Source organism: Saccharopolyspora sp. NPDC050389 (genome assembly GCF_040655595.1).
Taxonomy (GTDB): Bacteria; Actinomycetota; Actinomycetes; order Mycobacteriales; family Pseudonocardiaceae; genus Saccharopolyspora.
The window spans coordinates 1-15,394 of sequence record NZ_JBFAKG010000153.1; the positions used below are offsets into that span (position 1 = coordinate 1).

A 15,394-nucleotide genomic window follows, 5' to 3' on the forward strand; every position below is an offset into this window, starting at 1 on the left:
TATCTTTCCCTACACTTCGCTATTCCGATCTCCCAAAAGACTCACGGCCGGAATGCCTGCAGAAACGCCGCTCCAGGCTCATGGCCTGGAAAGAATCACTCGACGGTGACGGACTTGGCGAGGTTCCGGGGCTTGTCGACGTCGTAGCCGCGGGCCCGGGCGATCTCCGCCGCCAGCACCTGCAGCGGCACCGTCGACACCAGCGGCTGCAGCAGGGTCGGCACCGCCGGGATGGTGACCAGCTCGTCGGCGAACGGCCGGACCTCGTCGTCGCCTTCCTCGGCGATCACGATGGTCCGGGCGCCGCGCGCCTGGATCTCGCGGATGTTGGAGACCAGCTTGGAGTGCAGCAGCGCCCGCCCCTTCGGGGACGGCATCACCACGACCACCGGCAGGCCTTCCTCGATCAGCGCGATCGGCCCGTGCTTGAGCTCACCCGCCGCGAAGCCTTCCGCGTGCATGTACGCGAGCTCCTTGAGCTTGAGCGCGCCTTCCAGCGCCACCGGGTAGCCGACGTGCCGCCCCAGGAACAGCACCGCCTTCGCGTCGGCGAGCTCGCGGCCCAGCTGCCGCACCTGCTCCACCGTGGACAGCGTGCGGCGCACCGCGTCGGGCATCGACGACAGCTCCGCGAACTCCCGCGCCACCTCGTCGGAGTACTTCGTGCCGCGCGCCTGCGCCAGGGCCAGCCCGACCAGGTAGTTCGCCGCCACCTGCGCCAGGAACGTCTTGGTCGCCGCGACGCCGATCTCCGGCCCGGCGTGGGTGTAGAGCACCGCGTCCGACTCGCGCGGGATCTGCGCGCCGTTGGTGTTGCAGATCGCCAGCACCCGCGCCCGCTGGGTGCGCGCGTGCCGCACCGCCTCCAGCGTGTCGGCGGTCTCGCCGGACTGGGAGATCGCCACCACCAGCGTGTCCCGCCCAAGCACCGGGTCGCGGTAGCGGAACTCGCTGGCCAGCTCGACCTCGACGGGCACCCGGCACCAGTGCTCGATGGCGTACTTGGCGAGCAGCCCGGAGTGGTAGGCGGTGCCGCAGGCGACCACGAAGACCTTGTCGATGTCCCGCAGGTCCTGCTCGGTGAGCCGCAGCTCGTCGAGCACGATGCCGCCGCCGGAGAAGTGCCCGCGCAGCGTGTTCTCCAGCGCCTCGGGCTGCTCCTCGATCTCCTTGAGCATGAAGTAGTCGTGGCCGCCCTTCTCGGCGGCCGACAGGTCCCAGTCGACGGTGAACGGCTTGGCCTCGACGTCCGCGGCGAAGAAGTCGGTCACCCGGTAGCCGTCGCGGGTGATGGTGACCACCTGGTCCTGGCCGAGCTCCACGGCGTTGCGGGTGTGCTCGATGAACGCGGCGACGTCGGAGGCGAGGAAGTGCTCGCCCTCGCCGACCCCGACGACCAGCGGCGACGACCGGCGGGCGGCCACGATCTTGCCGGGCTCGGCGGCGTGCGTGACGACCAGCGTGAAGGCGCCCTCCAGGCGCCGTGCGATCGCGCACACGCTGGCGGTCAGGTCACCGGCGGTCGGGCCGTCGGTGTAGGCGGCGGCGACGAGGTGCGCCGTCGTTTCGGTGTCGGTGTCGCTGGCCATCTCGATGCCCGCCGCTTCCAGCTCGGCGCGCAGCGCGGCGAAGTTCTCGATGATGCCGTTGTGCACCACCGCGACCTGCCCACTGGCGTCTCGGTGCGGGTGGGCGTTGCGGTCGGTCGGCGCGCCGTGCGTCGCCCACCTGGTGTGTCCCATGCCGCTGTGGCCTGCGAACTTGCTGCCGTCGACCTCGGCGAGGCGCTTCTCCAGGTTCGACAGCGCGCCCGCGGCGCGCTCCACCGAGAGGCCGCCCTCGCCGTCGAGCAGCGCAACCCCGGCCGAGTCGTAACCCCGGTACTCGAGCCGCCGGAGTCCGCCGAGGACGACTTCGAGCGCCTGGCGATGTCCTACGTAACCAACGATGCCGCACACTCGGCCCAGCGTAGCTACTCCACATGGTCTGAACCTGTTCGCGTCAGCCGGACCGGCGAACCCCTCCCGTGGCGGCTACCGCGCGCGCACGAGCAGGTCCGCTACCGTTGCTGACCATGGCGCGCACTGCCAAGAAGGCCCCTTCCGCGAAGAACGCGTTCCAAGAGCTGTCCCGCCGCGGACCGCACGACGTGCTGCACGGTGATCTCGCCCTCGTCGGGCTGCCCGGCATCGTCTGCACGCCGCGCAGCGGGCTCGGCCTGCCGGCGATCGCGTTCGGGCACGGCTGGCTCCAGCCGCCCCGGCGGTACCTCGGCTTGCTCCGGCACCTCGCGTCGTGGGGCATCGTGGTCGCCGCGCCCGGCTCGCAGCGCGGCGCGTTCGCGTCACACCGGCTGTTCGCCGGGGATCTGCGGACCGCGCTGGACATCTGCGTCGGAGTCCGGCTCGGCGAGGGCGAGATCAGCGTCGACGAGAAACGGCTCGGGGTCGCCGGGCACGCCATGGGCGGCGGCTGCGCGGTGCTCGCGGCGGCCGAAGACCCGCGGATCCGCTCGGTCGCGACGCTGGCCGCCGCCGAGACCATGCCGTCGGCGTTCGAGACGGCGAGCCGCGTCGAGGTGCCCGGCCTGCACATCGCCGCGGGCCGCGACCTGCTGACTCCGCCGGTGGCCAACGCCGAGCCGATCGCCCGGGCCTGGGGCGGCCCGGTGCAGCTGCGGACGGTGAAGAAGGCCAGCCACCTCGGCTTCACCGAGGGACGGCACTGGACTCAGCTGCTGCTGCACGGCAAGCCCGAGTACGCGACGCAGCGCGTCACCAAGGCCCTGCTCACCGCGTTCTTCCTCCGCACGCTGGTCGGCGACCGGCGCGGCGAGGCGCTGCTGGCCGCCGACATCGGCGGCAGCCACATCGACCACGAGCACAGCCGCGGCGACCTCGCCGCGGCGTGACTCACAGGTTCGACGCGACTTCCTCGGCGACCTTCTTCGCGGCGGCTTCCGCCTCTTCGAGCGGCATCCGCCCGTCGCTCAGGCCGTAGGACTTGTCGGTTCCGTCGTAGCTGATGCTCACGATCTTGGTGCCTTTGCGGAAGACCAGCTCCGCCGCGGACGCCTCCCCGTCACCGACCAGGTAACCGGCGTCCCACGGGCCGGAAACGTCGCTGACCCGCACCGCCCCCGGGGGCACGTTCTGCCGCTCGTAGTCGTAGTTCATCTCGACTTCCTCGGTCGGATCGGAGTAGTCGGCGTAGTCGGAGACGCTGATGTCCAGGTAGCGCTCGTTGGTGCCGTCCTTGCCCTTCGTCGGCCGCCACATGCAGGTGGCGCTGGTTTCGCCGACGGCGCCGCTGATGAAGTTCGTGGTGTGCAGCTCGCGCAGCGTCTTCTCGCTCAGCAGGTCGCATTCGGGGACCATCGGCTCGCCGCTCGGTGTCTGCCCGGCCGGCTCGGAGACGTGCTGGTGCTTGAAGTAGAAGTAGCCAGCGGCGACGACCGCGATCAGGAGCGCCGGGATGGCGACCAGGATGGCGGCCACGATGCAACCGGCACGGCTCTTCTTCTTCGGCGGCGGAGGAGGAGGAACCGGGTAGCCCGGCGGCGGAACGGGCTGTCCGGGCGGCGGAAACTGCTGTCCGGCTTGCGGAACGGGCTGTCCCGGCGGGATCTGCGGAGCGGGCGGCTGCTGGGGCTGGTACTGCGGCTGCCCCGACGGGTCAGGCTGTTGCGGATGCACCCCGAGAGGATAGGCGACCACCAACAGCGATCGCGCGATCACGGCCACTGTCCAGTTTGGACGAAGCGATCATCGCTCCGACACGGCAGGCCGAAACCGTTGACGCGCAAGGACTTCCTTGCCCCGCAGATCTTCCGGCGGAAACGCGCCGCTGCCCACCAGGGCCGGGTCCGCGATCCGGCCGATCTCGACCTTCGACCTCTCCCCGCTCAAGACGATGCGAAAGGCCGGGCCACATCTGCGGCCCGGCCTTCGCTTCGGTGCTACCTCAACCAGCTCTGGTTCTCGTAGTCGTCGTCATCCTCGAACGCCGCCCGCCGGCGCGGTGCCGGCTTCGGCGCCGCCGGAGGCGGCGGTGGTGGCGCGGGCGGCGGCGTGGGCCGGGCCGCCGGTTGCGACGCCTCCTCGAATTCGTCGTCGACTCCGAGGCTGATCTCGTTGCTTTCCTCGTTCCGCTTGCCCGCCCAGTCGTTCCGGGTCTTGTCCTCCGGCGGCTGGGCGTTGGCGGCCTTCTCGACGAGATCCTGCTTGCGCTCGTCCGCCGCCGCCTTGATCTCCTCGTTCTTCTGCGCCGACGCGGCTTCCGCGGCGCGGACCGCATCCATGCTGTCCTCGACGCCGTAGCGGTGCCGCGCGACCAAGGTCGCGATCTCGTCCGCGACCTGCTGGTTGATCAGAACCATCACGCTCACCTATCCCGGTCATCGCCGAGGACCGACCGGAACCGCACGCCGGAAGCATCGACGCCGTCGTCGAAGAGCTGGCCCTGGGTGCGCCACGGACTGCTGTTGGCGCGCTCCTGTTCGCCGCCCTGCTGACCGCCCTGGCCGCCCATCGCGCCCATGCCGCCCATCATCCCGCCGCCCATGGCGGAGCTCTGGTTGCCCCCCTGGCCGCTCTGCTGGCCGGACTGGCCCGCTCCGGCACCGCCGTTGGGGTCGCCCAGCGCCGACAGGCCGGTGGCACCCTGCGGGCTGCCGCCGGCGGAGTCGCCTGAGGATGACGACAGCGAGGCCAGGCCGGTCGATCCGTGCTGGTCGGGGCCGGTGGGCATGCCGTGCTGGTCCGGGCCGCCGAACAGCTGGCCGGAGGCGCTGCCGAACGAGTTCTGCACCCCTTCGCCCAGGCTGCTGAACGAGCTCATGCCGGCCGACTGCGGCGAGGTGGACGCCGGTGCGCCCGCCGCCGCGGCCTCGGTGGCCGCCGGAACGCCGGTGTCGAACGCTGGCATGGTGCTCGCGCCGCTGCCGTAAGCGGGCGAGCCGAAGCCCGGATCCGCCGCCGGCATGGTGCCCACACCGGCGTCGTGGGCAGGCATCGTGGTGCCGAATCCGCTGTCGGGCGCGGGCATCGGCGCCCCGAGATCCGGCGCGGGCATCGGCGTGCCAACGGCCGGCGCCGGCATGGTTCCCACGTTCTCCGGCGAGGTCTGGCCCAGGTCGGGCGCGGGCATGCCGGTCTCCGGCGGCCGGATCCCGCCGGGTCCCGCTTCCGCCGGCATGGTCCCGATGCGCTCGGCGTCGATCGGCGACTTCGGCTGGTCGCTGCCGAAGTCGATCGTCTGGTTCAGCGGCGGCTGCCCGCCGCCGTTGTCGACGTTGACCTTGACCTGGCCGTCCGGCGTCCGCTCCAGCGTGATGGTGCGGTCGCCTTCCTTGATCACGGCCTTGCCGTCCTCGCCCGCCTTCACCTGGGTCGGGCCTTCGCCACCGGGCGGCCCGCCGACCGGCGGCTGCCCCGGCACTCCACCCGGCGCGGGCATCGTCTGCACGCCGTCGGCCGCGCCACCGCCGGGAGCACCGCCCGCCGGGCCGAAGTCGACCTCGTAGGTCTTCGGCTTGCCGTCCGGGCCGATCAGCTCGACCTGCGTCTTGCCGTCGGGGCCGGGCTTCTGGACGGTGACCGCGTCGTCGCCCTCGCCGAGGGTCACCTTCTCCTGCTCGCCCTGCTCACCGGCGCCACCGCCCATCTCCGGCATCTCCGGCTTCGGCATCTCCGGCTGTTCCGGCATTTCCGGGGGCTTCGGCGCCCCACCGCCGCCGCCACCGCCGGTTCCGGCACCGCCACCACCGGCGCCCGAGCCACCGCCGCCGGTGCCGCTGCCACCACCGCCGGTGCCGTTACCGCCGCCGCCCTTTTCATTGCCGCCGCCGTCGCCGTCGCCACCGCCGTCGAGGCCCTTGAACGGGTCGTCGCTGACCTTGGACGCCTGCATCATCTGGTCGTACGCGGCCTGGACGGCGTCCTGGGTGGCCTTGCTCTGATCCTTGAAGCCCTGGTACTTCTGCTCCATCTCGGGCTTGAAGGACTCGTCGAGCCACTTCTTGGCGTCGTCGATCAGGCCCTGGCGGATCTCGTCGCAGGCGTCCTTCGCCCCGAAGAACTGGCCGATCATCCCGCCGATCGGGCCGCCCAGGATGATGCCGATCGCCTGGTCCTTGATGATCGACCAGGCACCCGAGAAGATGTCGTCGATCCCGATGTCCTTGAGGTCCTCGAGGCCGATGTCGCCGCGCGCCTTGCGGATCTCGTCCTTGGTGTCGTCGGGATCCTTGCCCGCGCACTTGATCTCTTTGCCCAGCTCCAGCACGAACTTCGCGTACTCGCGAACCGTCTGCTGGATGCCGTCGACGGCCGGGGTGATGGCGCCGGCCATGTTCTCGGTCTCGTTGGTGACCGTCGTGCCCGCCATGCTGTACTTGCCGACCTTGGCCTCGGCCGCGTCCGCGGCCGACCCCTGCCAGGTCTGCTTGGCGCCCTGGAACGACTGGCCCATCGAGTCGTTCTGGTCCAGCAGCGCCTGCTGCACGCCGCCCAGCCGCTCGGCGTCCTCCCGGAACGCGCCGAAGTCGATCTCGCGGAGCTGGTCGTACTCCTCGACCACGTCGCCCTGGAAGTCCGCGCCCTTGCCCGCCCAGTCCTTGTACAGCGGCAGGAACTTCTCGAAGAAGTCGAGCCCCATCTTGCCGTCGTCGAGCAGTTCGTCGGAGGTGCCGACGGAGCCGCCGCCCTCGAGCTTCTTCTTGGCGTCGTCGAACTTGCCCTTGCGCTCCTCGGCCGCCTTGGCCTTCTCCTGCAGCGCCGAGAAACCGCCGTCGGTGACCTTCTCGAACAGCGCGCCGCCGATCGGGTTGACGACGCTCATCGCGGTGTCGGCGATGCCGCCCGCGTTGTCGACCAGCCAGCTGCCGGCATCGGAGACGGTCTCACCGACCCATTCGCCCGCGTCCTGCACGGCCCCGCCGACCGCTTCCCCGACCTCCGAGCCGATCTTCGCACCGGCCACGGCCCCCGCCGGGCCCGCCACCAGGCCGGTGATCCCGCCCTGGATGCCGCCGACGACGGAACCGAACTCCTCGCCGAAGCTGCTTTCCTCTTCCTTCTTCTCGTCCGCCATCAGGCCTGCACCTTCCCGACCTCGTCGGCACCGGATTCGTCGCGGGCCTGGTATTCCTTCGCGGACGCCGAGAAGTCTTCGGACAGCTTCGAGCCGTGCTCGCCGAACGACTCGATGTTCTTCCCCAGCTTGTCCAACGCGTCCTTGTAGGCCTTGCCGGCCTCGTGGAACTTCTTGCCGAACTTCTCCGCGGTCAGCTTCGTATCGGTGGCCTTCTTGGCCTGCTCCTTGAGTGACCCGGCGCCGTCGGAGAACGCATTGGCCGCCTTCGAGACGTCACTTCCCGAGGTCTGCGCCCCGCTCATCGTGCCCCCTTCACCGGACCTGTCGCGCACGTCGCACCAGGGATGTGACGGCACGCGTGCCTCACCGGTTCCTAATCTTGACAGGTTCCGCAGGGTGAAACGGCAGATCCGGCGAGGTGCTTGCATCCGCGAAGGGCGAAGGCGATCACTGGGGCGGGTACGGCCCCTGCGGCGGCTGCCCGAAGCCCTGCTGCGGCGGGTACTGCTGCTGTTGCGGCGGCTGCGGGGCGAAGCCCTGCTGCGGGAACGGCGCGGGACGCTGGGCGCTGTTGCCGTTCTTGACGATCAGCAGCGCCGTCAGCGCACCGGCGCCGGCGCCGACGACCAGGCTGATCACCAGCGTGATAACCGTGAACAACGTTTCTCCTCGTCGAGACTGTGCGGATTCGCGGCCGTCACTGCTGATAGGGGCCGTGCGGCGGCGGCCCGAAGCCCTGCTGCGGCGGGAACTGCTGGGGCGGCTGCGGTGGGAACTGCTGCGTCGGCGGCTGCGCCGGGGCCTTGTTCTTCATGGTCAGCGCGATGAGCGCGCCACCACCGGCACCGGCGATTGCGCTCACCGCGACCACGATCAGGATTGAGAAGATCAATGCGGCCTCCAATCGTTCGATCCGAACCTATCGGAGGACATCGCGTCGGCGGGTCGGCGACGGGGAGCTCAACGCCGCCGGAACAGCACCACCAAGAGCACCATGAAGCCGACGACCGCCAAGAGGCCGAGCAGCAGAACAACGGACCGCAGATCGATGGAGATCACAGCACCGCATGATGCCGGATCACACCGCGGGCTCAGCCGGCGGTCAGTAGGGGCCGCCGCCCTCGAGGATCAGAGGCAGGCCCCAGCCCTGCGCCAGCACGACGGCGAACACGAAGGCGCCCAGGATCATGAGCACCGCGGGCACCACCAGAACGATCAGCAGATCACCGAAGAGTCGTCCGCGCATGACTCACGCTCAGCTTCGCCTGCGGTTGACGAACCACGACCTGCTCTCGTGCGCGGCGTTGACGGCTTTCATGCCGGCCAGCGCGAGCGCGGAGAAGATCACGATACCGACGACGAGCCCGACAGCGACGAGCCCAACAACCATGGCGACAACGATGGCACCCATGTGAGCAGGCTCTCACAGATCGCGCCGCCGCGAGAGATCAAAATCACAAGATCACCGGATTGAGGCAACAAGTTCGGCCAAACGCTCGGCCACCCCCTGCGCGCTCTCCTCGCTCGGCGCCTCGACCATCACCCGCACCAGCTGCTCGGTGCCCGACGGGCGCAGCAGGATGCGGCCGGTGTCACCGAGCTCCGCCTCCGCCGCCGCCACCGCCGACGCGACGTCGGCCGCCGCGCACGCCGTGGCCTTGTCGGCCACCCGCACGTTGATCAGCACCTGCGGCAACCGTCGCATGACCTTGGCCAACGACGCCAGCGGCGTGCCGGTGGCCGCCATCCGGCCCATCAGCCGCAGCGCGGTGAGCAGGCCGTCGCCGGTCGTGGCGTGGCCGGGCAGCACGACGTGGCCGGACTGCTCGCCGCCGAGCGCGAACCCGCCCGCCCGCAGTTCTTCCAGCACGTACCGGTCGCCGACCGCCGTGGTGCGCAGCGCCACACCCTGCTCGCGCATCGCCAGGTGCAGGCCGAGGTTGCTCATCACCGTCGCGACCAGCGTGTTCTCCGTCAGCTCGCCGGCCTCGTGCATGGCCACCGCGAGGATCGCCATGATCTGGTCGCCGTCCACCACGGCCCCGCCTGCGTCCACCGCGAGGCAGCGGTCGGCGTCACCGTCGTGCGCGATGCCCAGGTCCGCGCCGTGTTCGAGCACCGCCGCCTGCAGCACGTCGAGGTGGGTCGAGCCGACACCGTCGTTGATGTTGATGCCGTCCGGCTCGGCGTTGATCGCGATCACTTCGGCGCCCGCCCGGCGGTAGGCCTCCGGCGCCGCGACCGAAGCCGCGCCGTTGGCGCAGTCCACGACGACCTTCAGCCCGCCGAGCGGCTGCGGGGCCGCGGTCAGCAGGTGATCGACGTAACGACGCACCGCGTCGGGAACATCGCGGACGCGGCCGACCTGGGCCCCGGTGGGCCGGTCGACCTGCTCGGTCAGGCGCGCCTCGATCTCGTCCTCGACGGTGTCCGGGAGCTTCTGCCCGCCGGCCGCGAACAGCTTGACGCCGTTGTCCGGCATCGGGTTGTGCGAGGCGGAGATCATCACGCCGAAGTCCGCGCCCAGCTCCGCGACCAAGTGCGCGACCGCCGGCGTGGGCAGCACGCCGACCCGCAGCACATCGGCGCCGGCCGAAGTCAGGCCCGCCGTGACCGCCGCCTCCAGCATCTCGCCGCTGGCGCGGGGATCGCGGCCCACCAGCGCCACCCGGCGCTGCGAATCGTCCCGGTCGTAGAGCACGCGTGCCGCCGCAGCGGCCACCGACATCGCCAGCTCCGGCGTCAGATCGGCATTGGCCAACCCGCGCACCCCGTCGGTGCCGAACAACCGAGCCATCAGCAGCACGTCCTCCTCGTGTGACGCGGAAAACTCCGCGGCGGTGCATACGACTGCGGGAGCAGTCTCGTCCAAAACGGACGAGGCTGCTCCCGCAGATCGGATGAAGTTCGCGTCAGCGCTTGCTGTACTGCGGCGCCTTGCGGGCCTTCTTGAGGCCGTACTTCTTGCGCTCCTTCTCCCGCGCGTCGCGGGTGAGCATGCCCGCCTTCTTCAGCGCCGGGCGGTCTTCGGCCTCGTAGGCGACCAGCGCACGGGCGATCGCCATGCGCAGCGCACCGGCCTGGCCCGACGGGCCGCCACCGTGCAGGGTGGCCAGCACGTCGAAGTTCTCCACGCGCTCGACGGTGACCAGCGGCTCCTTGATCAGCTGCTGGTGCACCTTGTTCGGGAAGTACTGCTCGAGGGTCTTGCCGTTGAGCTTGAAGCTGCCGTTGCCCGGCACCAGCCGGACCCGGACGACGGCTTCCTTGCGGCGACCCACGGTCTGCACCGGGCGACCGGTCGGCACCGGGATCGGAGCCGGAGCAGCCGCCTCCTCTTCGACGGTCTCCTCAACGGCGACCTCGGCGGTCTCCTCGGCGGCGACCTCGGCCTCCTCGGCGGCGACCTCAGCGGTCTCCTCCGGAGCCGGGGTCACGTTCTCTTCCTGCTGAAGTTCGTCAGTCACTTCTCGACCTTCGCGTTGATCTCGAACGGCTGCGGGTTCTGGGCCTGGTGCGGGTGCTCCGCGCCGGCGTAGACCTTGAGCTTCTTGCCCATCGCGCGGCCGAGCTTGTTCTTCGGCAACATGCCCTTGATCGCCTTTTCGAGCAGCCGCTCGGGGTGCTTCTCGAGCACCTCACCGAAGGACTGCTTGCGCAGACCGCCGGGGTAACCGCTGTGCCGGTAGTGGAACGCCTGGTTGCGCTTGTTACCGGTCAGGGCCACCTTCTCGGCATTGACGATGACGACGAAGTCACCGGTGTCGATGTGCGGCGCGTAGGTCGGCTTGTGCTTGCCGCGCAGCAGCGTCGCGGCCTGAGTTGCCAACCGGCCGAGCACCACATCCTCGGCGTCGATCACATGCCAGGCGCGGGTCACCTCGCCGGGCTTCGGGCTGTACGTGCGCACGGATCTACCTCGTCGTCGTTCGCGTCGGAATCGTCAGTGCGGAGCCCGTCTCGATCACGCCGGTCGGTTCCCACAGGAACTCCCCTGGGAACCGGCACGTCCGCCAGTACCGCCGCCGGGACCGTGATCCGCAGGGGATCCGATCCGCTGGCGCGAACTGCAGCCGCGCACCGCACAACAAAGAATGAGGGTACTTGGTGGCTTCTGGCCCGGTCAAAACGGGTCCTCGATACTTGCTCGGAGGTTTCTGACCTGGCGCATCGCCGGAATCAGGATAGCGAACACCGGGCGCGGTACCCGCGCGGCCCCGGACAGCGTTGCGGCCCCGGCGCTCGCCGGGGCCGCAGATCGCTCTTCAGCAGGTGGGATCAGCCACCGAAGCGACCGGCGTTCTTCTTCTCACCGGCCTGGAAGGCCTCGCCGGCAGCGCCGACGGCCATGCCCATCTTCGCGGCGGTCTCCTGCATGCGAGCCGCCTCCTCGTCCCAGGACTTCTGCGCCTCCTGGTAGGCGGCCACAGCCTCGCCCTCCCAGGTGGAGACGAGCTTCTGGATCTTGCCCTCGAGGTCGTCCAGCTCACCCTGGATCTTCTGAGCCGCGGCGCCCAGGTCGTCGGCAGCCTGCTGCAGCTCGGCGAAGTTGACTGCAATCTCGCTCATTGCTTATCCCCTCAAATGCCTATGGTGAAGATTTCGGAAGGTCGGTCGTAGAAGTCCGGCTCAGCCGTCGAGCATGCCCGCGATCTTGGAGATCTCCTGGGCCTGGTCTTCCTGGTCCTGCGCGTAGTCGGCACCGGAGCTCTGCACGTTCTGGCCCAGCTCGTCCAGCTTCTGCAGGATCTTCTTGCCGCTCTCCTCGTAGGAGCCCATCAGCTTGCGGAACACGTCCGCGGCCGCGCCCTTCCAGTTCGCGACCGGCCCCTCCAGCTGGCCGCTCAGCTGCGAGAGCGCCTGCTCGACCGCGTTGCGAGCCTCGTCGATGTCGACCGACGCCTGCTGAATCGCCTCGACGTCTGCACCAATTCCAGCCATGTCTGGGTGACCCCCTTCAAACTCGTCATCAAGTCCGGATGAACCTGCGACGCAGACATTGCCACGTTCGGTTCCATGTTGTCCTGGATTTCTTGTGAACCCGTTGCTGATGTAAACGCCGGACGGGGAACCCGCAGGTCATCGCATGATTCGCGCTTGCGAAAAGTCGAGATCGCTGCCGTCGGAAGGCGTTTGCTCTTGCGATTTCCCGGCCGCCGACTCGTTCTCGGCGGTGTCCGGGCGCACATTCGGCTCGATTTCGGTGAACTCTTCGACTTCCAGTCCCATCCGGGTCCGGTAGGCGATCGCCGCCGCGCGCTGACCCGAATCGGCACCAGCCGGCTTCGACCCGGCGAGTTCCTTTGTGTGCCTTTGGAAATCCTGCGCGCGGTGGTTCGCTTCGCCGCGGGCGCGCCGACTGCGGCCCACCGCATCCCCGAGTTCTGCCCGCAACCGCCGGACGGAATCCGCTGGATCTGCCATGGCAATGCCTCCCTGTCCGGCGGCCGCCCGCGAAAACCATTCCGCCGCAGCGAATTCACCGCCGGTTCAACGCACCTTGAGCGACCCGACGACCTGTTCGCATGCGCGCCGCACGTCGTCCTTGCCGACCATCCCGTACTTGCAGCCGACGCTGACCCGGAATTGTCCTTGGTGCAGCACGAACCACTCGACCGTCGCGGCCTGCATTTGTTGCCGGTAGTACACCACGTCCCGGCCCGCAAAACTGGTGGATGCGTTGAACTCGGAGAATTGCGGGCCGTTCTGCTGGTAGTCGTTGAACAGCTGCTGAACCGCCCGGTTCCGGTCGGTGTCGGTGTCGAAGTTGAGCTTGCCCTCCTCGACCGCGATCAACGAGTCCTGCTCGTCGTTCTGCGGGCCGATCAGCGTCTGCCACTTCTTCGGGTCGCCGCCGATCTGCTTCCAGTCGCTGGGATAGGCGAACTCGTAGTCGTACTGCGAGGCCAGCCGGGGCGGCGCGTCGGGCTCGGCCTGCGGCTGGCCGCTGCTGGTCAGGACCAGGGTCAGGACCACGCCGGCGGCCACCACTGCCGCCGCGCCGGCACCGATCAGCCACGGCAACTTGTTCTTCTTGCGGCTGTGCTGGTGCGCGACCGGCATCGTCTGATCGCTGCCGCCGATGACGACGGTCCGGGCCCCGCTGAGCGAGTCGCCCGCGGTCACGCCGGGGCCGACCGGCGGCGGGGCCACCGGGAGCGGATGCGATCGCACCGTCGAGATGCCCGCCCAGGCGCCGGCGGGCGCCAGCCCACCGCTGCGGTCCGGGTCGAGCCGAACCGCGCGCAACGCGCCGCGCGCCACGACCGTCTCGGGCTGGTCCAAAGTGGTCGGAACGACGCCGGTGCGCTCGTGGATCAGCCGCGCAACCATCGGGATCCGGCTCGAACCGCCCACCAAGAACACCCCGGCCAGCTGCTGCCGGGCCACCTTGCCCTCGCGCAGCGTGGTCAGCACCAGGTCTGCGGACTTGGCCAGCGGCGCGGCGATCAGCGCCTCCAGGTCGACGCGGGTGACGTGCGCGTCGGAGAACGGCGGCGGCATCGGCACGTCGGTGTAGGCGTGCCGGGACAGGGTTTCCTTGGCGCCGCGGACGTCCTGCCGCACCACCCGGCGGCGGCGGCGATCGGGCATGTCGCGGCCCTCGACGAGCTTGCACCACGCCTCGGGATCGGTGCCGGAGACGAGCTGGCCGATGTGGTCCAGCAGCGCCTGGTCGATGTCCGCGCCGCCGAAGTTCGGCTCGCCGCGGGTGGCGAGCACCTGGAACGACGAGCCCTGCTTGCACACCACGCTGGCGTCCACGGTGCCGCCGCCGAGGTCGAGCACCGCCAGCGCGCCGCCGTCGGGAAGCCCGTGCCCGGCGGAGTGGAACACCGCCGCCGCGACCGGTTCCGGGACCATGACGAGTTCCTTGCCCAGGCCGGCGGCGGCCTGACGCAGCGCCGCGGTGCGCATCGAGCCCCAGTCCGCGGGATGGGTCAGCACCAGCAGGTCGACGGCCGCGCCGCCGGCGAAACGGCGGGCCTCGCTGACCGCGCGCTGCAGCACGGCGCGGATCACGTCGGCGACCTTCAGCACGCTGCTGCCGAGCAGCAACTCGCCCTCGTCGATGCGGCGCTTCGGGTGCGGCTCGAAACGAGCCGGGTCGACCGCGGCCTGGCGTTCGGCCTCGTGCCCGACGAACAGCGTGCCGTCGGCCGCGGCGAACACCGCGGACGGCACCAGCGGCTGCCCGTCGATGACGACCACCTGTGGTTCGGCACCACCGACGGACACCACCGTGCATGTGCTCGAGGTGCCGAAGTCGATCGAGACGTGCAGGGACACCCAGAACTCCTTCACCGTCGCCGAAGCGCCTTTTCCGGCGACGTCTGTCGTCCGACCGCCGATCCGGCGCGCCGACTCCCCCCGAGCACCCTAGATGTTAAGGGTGCGAGCGCACCAACAGTCTGCCCCTGACCGGGCGATCAACGCGAGCACCCGTCACGGATTGTTGCCATCCGACACGTCGCCAACGTCCTCGCCCAACCGATCAGCCATGGCGCAACCCTGCGATGAAGTCCTGCCACTGCCGACGACGGACACCAAGGTGCCGCCGTCTCGATCCTTCGTATCCCGAACCCCGACCAACCCGGCGGCCAGCGCGATCTCGACGCAGTTCTGTGCCCCGTTGCTGCGGCTGGACTTTCGCCAGATCATCCCGTCCGAGCCACGTAACACGATCAACTCCTAGCCAAGGGCTTCAATCTCTCGGTTGATCAGGGACAAGGTGTCCCGGTCGCTCAGAGCTGCGACCCGCAACCGGTCGAAGACCAGGCTATATGCGCGGGCGTGCTGGGGTCGAGACAAGTAGTCGGAGCTTGTCAGGCTCTCGATGTAGGCGATGCTGGAGTTGGCGTGCTCCAAGTGAAGCAGCGTGAACGCGATGCCCAAACCCGCGTGCGCGCCGCTTTCCAGTGCGATGACCTGGACCGTAACGTGATCGAGTTCGGCCAGCGAGCGGAGTTGTTCCAGCTGGGCGCGATGAACGTTTCGGCCACCCACTCGCCGACGAATGGCCTCTTCGCCCAGCACTACCCAGAGCAAGGGCGAGCCGTCACCGAAGAACCTCGCAGAGCGACGTTCACGCGACTCGGCCATCTCGTCCACGTCCATCGACGGCACAACAACTGACGCCGAAAGCAGTTCGCGGGCGTATTCACGCGTCTGCACGATCGCTCCGAAGTGGACTGGATCCGCGAGGACACCTGCATGGACTGCTGGCGCCGCATCAGCGCCCGGTGGGCCTCGGGTTCGTGAGTGCCCCTCAGGGGCGCCACGCAGACAGTCCCGGAGG

19 protein-coding genes are annotated in these 15,394 nt (G+C 69.6%); 1 reads left to right on the forward strand and 18 read right to left on the reverse strand.

Annotated elements, in window-relative coordinates; genetic code table 11:
• Positions 1-95: 95 nt before the first annotated feature.
• Entirely contained in the window at positions 96-1,958 is a 1,863-nt protein-coding gene (gene glmS / locus AB0I53_RS46980) for a glutamine--fructose-6-phosphate transaminase (isomerizing) (protein WP_358617015.1), read from the reverse strand.
• Positions 1,959-2,074: 116 nt separating this feature from the next.
• On the opposite strand from glmS, the gene AB0I53_RS46985 reads away from it, so the two are divergent.
• Entirely contained in the window at positions 2,075-2,911 is an 837-nt protein-coding gene (locus AB0I53_RS46985) for a dienelactone hydrolase family protein (RefSeq protein ID WP_358617018.1), read from the forward strand.
• 1 nt (position 2,912) lies between these two features.
• On the opposite strand, the gene AB0I53_RS46990 is transcribed toward AB0I53_RS46985, so the two are convergent.
• From AB0I53_RS46990 to AB0I53_RS47070, 17 genes are all read right to left on the reverse strand, one after another.
• Entirely contained in the window at positions 2,913-3,695 is a 783-nt protein-coding gene (locus AB0I53_RS46990) for a hypothetical protein (RefSeq protein ID WP_358617021.1), read from the reverse strand.
• A gap of 263 nt (positions 3,696-3,958) precedes the next feature.
• A complete protein-coding gene (locus tag AB0I53_RS46995) occupies positions 3,959-4,378 on the reverse strand; it encodes a hypothetical protein (RefSeq protein WP_358617023.1) in 420 nt (139 codons plus the stop codon).
• 5 nt (positions 4,379-4,383) lie between these two features.
• Positions 4,384-7,092 carry a hypothetical protein gene (locus tag AB0I53_RS47000; protein ID WP_358617026.1) on the reverse strand — a complete coding sequence of 903 codons (2,709 nt, stop codon included), beginning with the start codon at positions 7,090-7,092 and terminating at the stop codon, positions 4,384-4,386.
• Entirely contained in the window at positions 7,092-7,397 is a 306-nt protein-coding gene (locus AB0I53_RS47005) for a hypothetical protein (RefSeq protein ID WP_358617029.1), read from the reverse strand. Before AB0I53_RS47005 ends, AB0I53_RS47000 begins: the two co-directional genes overlap by 1 nt.
• Before the next feature lie 145 nt (positions 7,398-7,542).
• Positions 7,543-7,755: a hypothetical protein gene (locus tag AB0I53_RS47010; protein ID WP_358617032.1), complete on the reverse strand. Its 213-nt coding sequence runs from the start codon at positions 7,753-7,755 to the stop codon at positions 7,543-7,545.
• 37 nt (positions 7,756-7,792) lie between these two features.
• Complete coding sequence (locus AB0I53_RS47015; protein WP_358617035.1) at positions 7,793-7,987, reverse strand: hypothetical protein; 195 nt, start codon at positions 7,985-7,987, stop codon at positions 7,793-7,795.
• A gap of 210 nt (positions 7,988-8,197) precedes the next feature.
• Positions 8,198-8,341 carry a hypothetical protein gene (locus AB0I53_RS47020; protein ID WP_358617038.1) on the reverse strand — a complete coding sequence of 48 codons (144 nt, stop codon included), beginning with the start codon at positions 8,339-8,341 and terminating at the stop codon, positions 8,198-8,200.
• A 9-nt stretch (positions 8,342-8,350) separates the two neighbouring features.
• Entirely contained in the window at positions 8,351-8,506 is a 156-nt protein-coding gene (locus tag AB0I53_RS47025) for a hypothetical protein (protein WP_177226465.1), read from the reverse strand.
• 51 nt (positions 8,507-8,557) lie between these two features.
• Positions 8,558-9,892 (reverse strand): phosphoglucosamine mutase, encoded by a 1,335-nt coding sequence (gene glmM, locus AB0I53_RS47030; RefSeq protein WP_358617060.1) that lies wholly within the window; start codon positions 9,890-9,892, stop codon positions 8,558-8,560.
• Positions 9,893-10,007: 115 nt separating this feature from the next.
• Positions 10,008-10,409: a 30S ribosomal protein S9 gene (rpsI, locus tag AB0I53_RS47035; protein WP_358617063.1), complete on the reverse strand. Its 402-nt coding sequence runs from the start codon at positions 10,407-10,409 to the stop codon at positions 10,008-10,010.
• Positions 10,410-10,558: 149 nt separating this feature from the next.
• Positions 10,559-11,005 carry a 50S ribosomal protein L13 gene (rplM, locus tag AB0I53_RS47040; RefSeq protein ID WP_358617041.1) on the reverse strand — a complete coding sequence of 149 codons (447 nt, stop codon included), beginning with the start codon at positions 11,003-11,005 and terminating at the stop codon, positions 10,559-10,561.
• 368 nt (positions 11,006-11,373) lie between these two features.
• Positions 11,374-11,664, reverse strand: a complete 291-nt coding sequence (locus AB0I53_RS47045; protein ID WP_358617044.1) for a WXG100 family type VII secretion target — start codon at positions 11,662-11,664, stop codon at positions 11,374-11,376.
• 60 nt (positions 11,665-11,724) lie between these two features.
• Positions 11,725-12,036 carry a WXG100 family type VII secretion target gene (locus AB0I53_RS47050; protein WP_358617047.1) on the reverse strand — a complete coding sequence of 104 codons (312 nt, stop codon included), beginning with the start codon at positions 12,034-12,036 and terminating at the stop codon, positions 11,725-11,727.
• A 138-nt stretch (positions 12,037-12,174) separates the two neighbouring features.
• Entirely contained in the window at positions 12,175-12,489 is a 315-nt protein-coding gene (locus AB0I53_RS47055; RefSeq protein WP_358617050.1) for a hypothetical protein, read from the reverse strand.
• A gap of 96 nt (positions 12,490-12,585) precedes the next feature.
• Positions 12,586-14,385, reverse strand: a complete 1,800-nt coding sequence (locus AB0I53_RS47060; protein WP_358617053.1) for a type VII secretion-associated protein — start codon at positions 14,383-14,385, stop codon at positions 12,586-12,588.
• A 156-nt stretch (positions 14,386-14,541) separates the two neighbouring features.
• Positions 14,542-14,778 carry a DUF397 domain-containing protein gene (locus AB0I53_RS47065; protein ID WP_358617056.1) on the reverse strand — a complete coding sequence of 79 codons (237 nt, stop codon included), beginning with the start codon at positions 14,776-14,778 and terminating at the stop codon, positions 14,542-14,544.
• Between the two features lie 9 nt (positions 14,779-14,787).
• Positions 14,788-15,270, reverse strand: a complete 483-nt coding sequence (locus AB0I53_RS47070) for a DUF5753 domain-containing protein (protein ID WP_358617058.1) — start codon at positions 15,268-15,270, stop codon at positions 14,788-14,790.
• Between the last annotated feature and the right edge of the window lie 124 nt (positions 15,271-15,394).

Bases quoted from the DNA above. Each gene is read 5' to 3' on its own strand.
- AB0I53_RS47000 (WP_358617026.1), bottom strand. From the start codon at position 7,092: ATGGCGGACGAGAAGAAGGAAGAGGAAAGCAGCTTCGGCGAGGAGTTC.
- AB0I53_RS47005 (WP_358617029.1), bottom strand. From the start codon at position 7,397: ATGAGCGGGGCGCAGACCTCGGGAAGTGACGTCTCGAAGGCGGCCAAT.
- AB0I53_RS47045 (WP_358617044.1), bottom strand. From the start codon at position 11,664: ATGAGCGAGATTGCAGTCAACTTCGCCGAGCTGCAGCAGGCTGCCGAC.
- AB0I53_RS47020 (WP_358617038.1), bottom strand. From the start codon at position 8,341: ATGCGCGGACGACTCTTCGGTGATCTGCTGATCGTTCTGGTGGTGCCC.
- AB0I53_RS46995 (WP_358617023.1), bottom strand. From the start codon at position 4,378: ATGGTTCTGATCAACCAGCAGGTCGCGGACGAGATCGCGACCTTGGTC.
- glmM (WP_358617060.1), bottom strand. From the start codon at position 9,892: ATGGCTCGGTTGTTCGGCACCGACGGGGTGCGCGGGTTGGCCAATGCC.
- AB0I53_RS47050 (WP_358617047.1), bottom strand. From the start codon at position 12,036: ATGGCTGGAATTGGTGCAGACGTCGAGGCGATTCAGCAGGCGTCGGTC.
- AB0I53_RS47025 (WP_177226465.1), bottom strand. From the start codon at position 8,506: ATGGGTGCCATCGTTGTCGCCATGGTTGTTGGGCTCGTCGCTGTCGGG.
- AB0I53_RS46985 (WP_358617018.1), top strand. From the start codon at position 2,075: ATGGCGCGCACTGCCAAGAAGGCCCCTTCCGCGAAGAACGCGTTCCAA.